This window comes from Xanthomonas sp. WHRI 7945 (assembly GCF_035026585.1).
Window position 1 is genome coordinate 169336 of record NZ_JAYIQP010000010.1, and the last position, 6000, is coordinate 175335.

Consider the following 6000-nt stretch of genomic DNA (forward strand, 5'->3'; position numbering starts at 1 on the left):
CGAAGGACGCATAGCCTGCCCCTGCGTTCACTGCCGCGTAGGCAACTTAGAAAAGGGAAAGGCCGCGGCGGCGGCCCAGCAGCCGTTCACTGCCGTGTAGGCAGCTCAGAAAACCCGACACCTCCGGCGCCGGCGCGGCGGCGAGTTCACTGCCGTGTAGGCAGCTCAGAAAATCTGCGCCCACTCGAACATCTGCCTGCTAACGTTCACTGCCGCGTAGGCAGCCCAGAAATGGGGTCTTTCCGACCCTTCAGCTTCGCGTAGGTTCACACTGCCGCGTAGATAGCTCAGGAACCGAGCTGCTGGCAGCGCAGCCGGCGAGCAACGTTCACTGCCGCATAGGCAGCTCAAAAGGCGTGAACCCCGAGAGCGATCAGTGCTAGCAGCTGCCTGCCACATAGGCAGCTCAGCATCCACCCGCACTCACCCACCCGCGTAATGCCGCAAAAACATGTCCACCGCCGACTCCGCCACCTGCGCCTGCTGCTCGGCGCTCAGCGCCGGCTGGCCCATGGCGATCTGCGGCCAGAACGCGAAGCCCTTGACCAGGGCTTCCAGTTGTTGCGACGCGAACTGCGGATCCAGCGGCTGCAGGCGGCCGTCGTCCAGGGCCGCGCGGATCCAGCGCGTGGCGCCCTCTTCCTTGCTGCCCAGTTGCGCGATCAGGTCGCGGGCGCGCTCGGGCGAGTGCACGCCGTGGGCGATGGCCACGCGCGACAGGTCGATGAAGGCCGGATCGTCGAGCAGCCGCAGCTTCTGCTGCAGCAACTGCAACAGCTGCTCGCGCAGCGGCTGGTCCGGCCGATACGGCACGCTGAGCATGTCCGCGCTGCGCTGCCACAGCCCGCGCAGGATCTCGGCGAACAAGGCGTCCTTGCTGGGGAAGTGGTTGTAGACGGTGCGCTTGGACACGCCGGCGCTGGCGGCGACGCGGTCCATGCTGGTGGCGTCGAAGCCCTGGCTGCGGAACTCGGCGATCGCCGCCTCCAGGATGGCCTGGCGCTTGCGCTCGGTCAGGCGCGCCGGGGGCGGCGCAGGGGCGGGTGAACTGGGCATGCGGGCATTTTACACCGGGCGGTTTACTTTTCCGGAAAGGAAACTACACTGTGTAGTGTAATTTCCTGTCGGCGCCTCCCAAGCGCCGACCTACCCTTGATGGAGTCCCGCCGTGCTCGCTGCCGTCTGCCAGATGTCCCGCCCGCCGTCGCATGCGGCCTCGCCGCAGTACCGCCACGGGCGCTTCCGCAATGCCGTCCCCACCGCGACCAGCGCGCTGGGCTTTTTCCCGACGCTGCGCCTGATGTGGGACTTCCTGTTCAACAAGCCGGCGCACACGGTGCCGGCGTTGCCGCTGCCGGTGCTGCCGCTGACGCGTGCGCAGCTGCTGGCCGCGCCGGACCACAGCCTGTTCCGGCTCGGCCACTCCACCGTGCTGATGAAGCTGCGCGGCGGTTTCTGGCTGACCGATCCGGTGTTCTCCGAGCGTGCCTCGCCGTTCGCGTTCGCCGGCCCCAAGCGCTTCCATGCGCCGCCGATCGCGCTGGACGACCTGCCGCCGATCGCCGGGGTGATCCTGTCGCACAACCACTATGACCATCTGGACCGCGCGACCATCCGCCGCCTGGCCGACCGCGTCGGCGTGTTCGTCACGCCGCTGGGCGTGGGCGATCTGCTGCTGCGCTGGGGCGTGGACCCGGCCAAGGTGCGGCAGCTGGACTGGTGGCAATCGACCACCGTGGACGGGGTGACGCTGACCGCGACGCCGTCGCAGCACTTCTCCGGGCGCGGGCTGTTCGACAGCGGGCGCTCGCTGTGGTGTTCGTGGGCGATCCAGGAGCGCGCGCTGAAGATCTTCTTCAGCGGCGACAGCGGCTACTTCGACGGCTTCAAGGCGATCGGCCAGCGGCTGGGCCCGTTCGACCTGACCCTGATGGAAACCGGCGCCTACGATGCGCAATGGCCGCACGTGCACATGCAGCCGGAGCAGAGCCTGCAGGCGCACCTGGACGTGGGCGGGCGCACGTTGCTGCCGATCCACAACGGCACCTTCGACCTGGCCCTGCACGCCTGGCACGAACCGTTCGAGCGCATCGTCGCGCTGGCTGCGGCTGCCGACGTGCCGCTGGCGACGCCGCGCATGGGCGAGCGGGTGGACCTGGACGCGCCGGTCGCCGGCACGCGCTGGTGGCGCACGTTGGCCGAGGTTCCTGCGGCGGCGCGCTGAAGCGCTGAAGCGGAAACATCACGCACGCCGGCGCGGGTCCGCGATCTGCGCCGGCACACCATGCGCAGACTGCGCGCGCCGGTCGCACGACGCGGCCGACACGCGCGCATCATCATTTATAGCCGCGTCCACTCCAGGCCTTCGCCGCGGCGGTAGTACACCGCCAGCGCCTTGCCGTAGACGCGGTCGGCATCGACGAAGCCGAAGTAGCGGCCGTCCAGGCTGTTGCCGCGGTGGTCGCCGATCGCCAGCAGCTTGCCGGGCGGCACGCGCAGGTCGTGCAGGTCCGGACCGCCGCCGATGTCCAGGTCCAGATGCGCGATGCGATCGCCGAACCGTTCCTCGTCGCCGGCGCTGCCGGTCCGCAGCGGCTGGCCGTTGATGCTCAGGTGGCCGTCGCGCAGGTCCACGCGATCGCCGGCCACCGCCACCACGCGCTTGATCAGGCGGGTGCCGTCGCGCGGCGAGTCGAATATGGCCACGTCGCCGCGCTGCGGCCGGCCGCGCTCGAGCACCCGCCACTCGGTGAACGGCACGCGCAGGCCATAGGCGCTCATGTCCACCGCGACGCGGTCGCCAGGCTGCAGGGTCGGCTGCATCGAGCCGCTGGGCACCGTGTAGTGGTTGGCGAACGAGGAGCGCGCGGCGGTCAGCAACAGCAGCATCACCGCGATCGGCAGCAGTTCCTTGCGCGTCCAGCGCGCGGCGCGGTGCAGGCGGGAGACTTGCGGGTCGGTCGAAGTCATGGGGCACCTGTGGGATTCGGGCGGGAGGACATCGCGGCATTGCCATTGCGACAGTGCGCGCGACGCGGCACGGCGTGCCAGTGACGGAAGGCATGGGCGCGCTTGCACCATCGGTAGCCGGGCGCGGATGCGTCCTCGGCTTCGGATGCTGTCGGGGCTGAAGCCCCTCCCACAGTGCACCCAGCAGGCAGTGGATGCTCTCCATGAGAGCGCGGCGTTAAGTGGCCAAGGCTATCGGTGCGGCACGAAGTCGGCGGTCGGCTCGGAAACCATGCCGCTCGAAACGCGCCTGCCGGCGCAGGATGCTGTCGGGGCTGAAGCCCCTCCTACAGGAGCCGCCGGCGCCGGCCTGCGTCGCAACGAGAAACGGGATGGCCGCTGGCCATCCCGTTCTCGATCAGCGCATGGCGCGAGGCGAACCTCAGTCCTTCAGGCCGCGGCTCTCCAGCAGCGGTTCGACGCTGGGGTCCTTGCCGCGGAAATCGCGGTACAGGGTGGCCAGGTCGACGGTGTTGCCGCGCGAGAGGATCTTGGCGCGGAAGACGTCGCCGTTCTTGCGCGACAGGCCGCCGTTCTCCTTGAACCACTCGAACGCGTCGTCGTCGAGCACTTCCGACCAGAAGTAGGCGTAGTAGCCGGCCGAGTAGCCGCCGCCCCAGATGTGATCGAAATAGGTGGTGCGGTAGCGCGGCGGCACTTCGGCCACGTCCACCTTGAACTTCTTCAGCGCGTCGGCTTCGAACTTGTCCACATCCTGCAGCGGCGCGTCGGCCGGCTGGGTGTGCCAGGCCAGGTCGAGCAGCGCCGCCGACAGGTACTCGGTGGTCGCATAGCCCTGGTTGAAGGTGCGTGCCTTCTTGATCTTCTCCACCAGTTCGGCCGGCATCGCCGCGCCGGTCTGGTAGTGCTTGGCGTAGTGCGCGAACACCTTCGGATCCGAGGCCCAGTGCTCGTTGAACTGCGACGGGAACTCGACGAAGTCGCGCGAGGTGCTGGTGCCGGCGATGGACGGGTACTTCACCTTGGAGAACATGCCGTGCAGCGCGTGGCCGAACTCATGGAACATGGTGGTGACGTCGTCGAAGCTGAGCAGCGCCGGCTGGCCGGGCGCGGGCTTGGTGAAGTTGCAGACGTTGTAGACCACCGGCTTGGCGCCGGTGAGGCCGTCCTGCTCGACGAACACATCCATCCACGCGCCGCCGGACTTGCTGTCGCGCTTGTAGTAGTCGGTGTAGAACAGCGCCATCGAGGTGCCGTCCTGGTCGAACACTTCGTACACCTTCATGTCCGGGTGGTAGGTCGGAATGTCGGTGCGTTCCTTGAAGGTGATGCCGTACAGCTCGGTGGCGGCGTAGAACACGCCGTTCTTGAGCACGTTGTCCATCTCGAAGTACGGCTTGATCTGCGATTCGTCCAGGTCGTACTTGGCCTTGCGCACCTGCTCGGCGTAGAAGTCCCAATCCGACGCGGCGAGCTTGAAGCCGCCGTTCTGAGCGTCGATCACCTTCTGCATCTCGGCGATCTCGCTGCGCGCCTTGGCGGTGGCCGCCGGCACGGTGTCGGTGAGCAGCTTCAGCGCCGCGGCCGGGGTCTTGGCCATCTGGTCGCCCAGGCTGTAGGCGGCGTAGCTGTCGAAGCCGAGCAGCTTGGCCTTCTGCGCGCGCAGCTGGGCCAGGCGCTGGATGGTCTGGCGGGTGTCGTTGGCGTCGCCCTTCTCGGCGCGCGACTGCGAGGCGGCCATCACCTGGGTGCGCAGCTCGCGGTCCTTCAGCGAGGCCAGCACCGGCTGCTGGGTGGTGTTCTGCAGCGCGAGCAGGTACTTGCCGTCGAGCTTGCGCGCGGTGGCGTCCTGCGCGGCCGAGGCGATGTCGCCCTCGGACAAGCCATCGAGCTTGGCCTTGTCGTCCACCACCACCGCACCGGCGGCGGTGGCCGCGACCAGCTTGGTGTGGAACTGAGTGGCCAGCGTGGTTTCCTCGACGTTGAGCTTGCGCAGCGTCGCCTTGTCGGCATCGGACAGCTGCGCGCCGGCGCGCACGAATTCTTCGTAGTCGCGCTCGACCAGGCGCTTCTGCTCCGGCTCCAGGTTCAGCGTATCGCGCTGGTCGTAGATCGACTTGATCCGCGCGAACAGCTTCGGGTCCAGGCTGATCTCGTCCTGGTGTTCGGCCAGCTTCGGCGCCACCGCTTCCTGGATCTTCTGGCGCTCGTCGTTGGTGTCGGCCTGGACCAGGCCGAAGAAGATGCGGTTGACCCGGTTCAGGGTCTCGCCGCTGCGCTCCATCGCCTCGATGGTGTTGGCGAAGGTGGCCGGCTCGGCGTTGTCGGCGATCTTGCGGATCTCGGCCAGGTGCTGCTTCATGCCCTCTTCGAACGCGGGCAGGTAGTCGGCGTCCTTGATCTTGTCGAACGGCGGCGCCTGGAACGGCAGCGTGCTGGCGCTCAACAGCGGGTTGGCGGCGGCGGGGGCGGGGCTTTGCGATGCGGCGGGGGCGGCGGGCACGGGGGTGGACTCCTTACCGGAACAGGCCGCCAGCGCCAAGCTGATGGCGGCGGCCAGAACGACAGTACGCGACATGGGGTGGAACTCCTGACAGGGACATGATGGCGGGGCAGCCGCGCACGCTACGCGGTTTGCGTGGGGGCGGCATGTGCCATTGGATCTGGGGCGGGCCGACCGCCGCCGAGAGTTGCCTGCGGAGTGAAGGTTTCCGCGTCGCGACTGAAGTCGCTCCCACAGGGAGCATGGCCGGCACCGCGACGGCTGCGACGCTCCTTTGTGGGAGCGACTTCAGTCGCGACGGGCCTTGCCCGGAATGCAGGACCGGCTGGCGCTCGCCAGCCGGCTCGCACATCGGTTACAGCGCCCCCGGCAGCGGCAACGCCTCGTCCTTGAAGATCGCCACATGCGGCACGCCGTCGGCGCCGATCCAGCCGCGGTACATGCCTTCGATGCGGAGTGAAGGTTTCCGCGTCGCGACTGAAGTCGCTCCCACAGGGAGCATGGCCGGCACCGCGACGGCTGCGACG

General features: G+C 68.3%; 4 protein-coding genes and 1 CRISPR repeat array (1 of these 5 only partly in view). Of the genes, 1 reads left to right on the forward strand and 3 read right to left on the reverse strand.

Annotated elements, in window-relative coordinates:
• Positions 1–232: direct repeats of the CRISPR family, unit length 28 nt (it extends 35 nt beyond the left edge of the window).
• Positions 233–423: 191 nt separating this feature from the next.
• On the reverse strand, positions 424–1056 hold the full coding sequence (locus tag VDQ83_RS10550) for a TetR/AcrR family transcriptional regulator (RefSeq protein WP_309919356.1): 633 nt from the start codon (positions 1054–1056) through the stop codon (positions 424–426).
• Between the two features lie 133 nt (positions 1057–1189).
• Here VDQ83_RS10550 and VDQ83_RS10555 point away from each other — a divergent pair, with 133 nt between their 5' ends.
• Positions 1190–2224 carry an MBL fold metallo-hydrolase gene (locus VDQ83_RS10555; RefSeq protein WP_455434887.1) on the forward strand — a complete coding sequence of 345 codons (1035 nt, stop codon included), beginning with the start codon at positions 1190–1192 and terminating at the stop codon, positions 2222–2224.
• Positions 2225–2340: 116 nt separating this feature from the next.
• Here the strand turns inward: VDQ83_RS10555 and lepB are convergent, their stop codons facing one another.
• Together lepB and dcp are read right to left on the reverse strand one after the other, a co-directional pair.
• Positions 2341–2970, reverse strand: a complete 630-nt coding sequence (gene lepB, locus VDQ83_RS10560) for a signal peptidase I (RefSeq protein ID WP_455434881.1) — start codon at positions 2968–2970, stop codon at positions 2341–2343.
• A 421-nt stretch (positions 2971–3391) separates the two neighbouring features.
• Positions 3392–5548, reverse strand: coding sequence for a peptidyl-dipeptidase Dcp (gene dcp, locus VDQ83_RS10565; RefSeq protein ID WP_455434882.1), 2157 nt, complete (start codon positions 5546–5548; stop codon positions 3392–3394).
• Between the last annotated feature and the right edge of the window lie 452 nt (positions 5549–6000).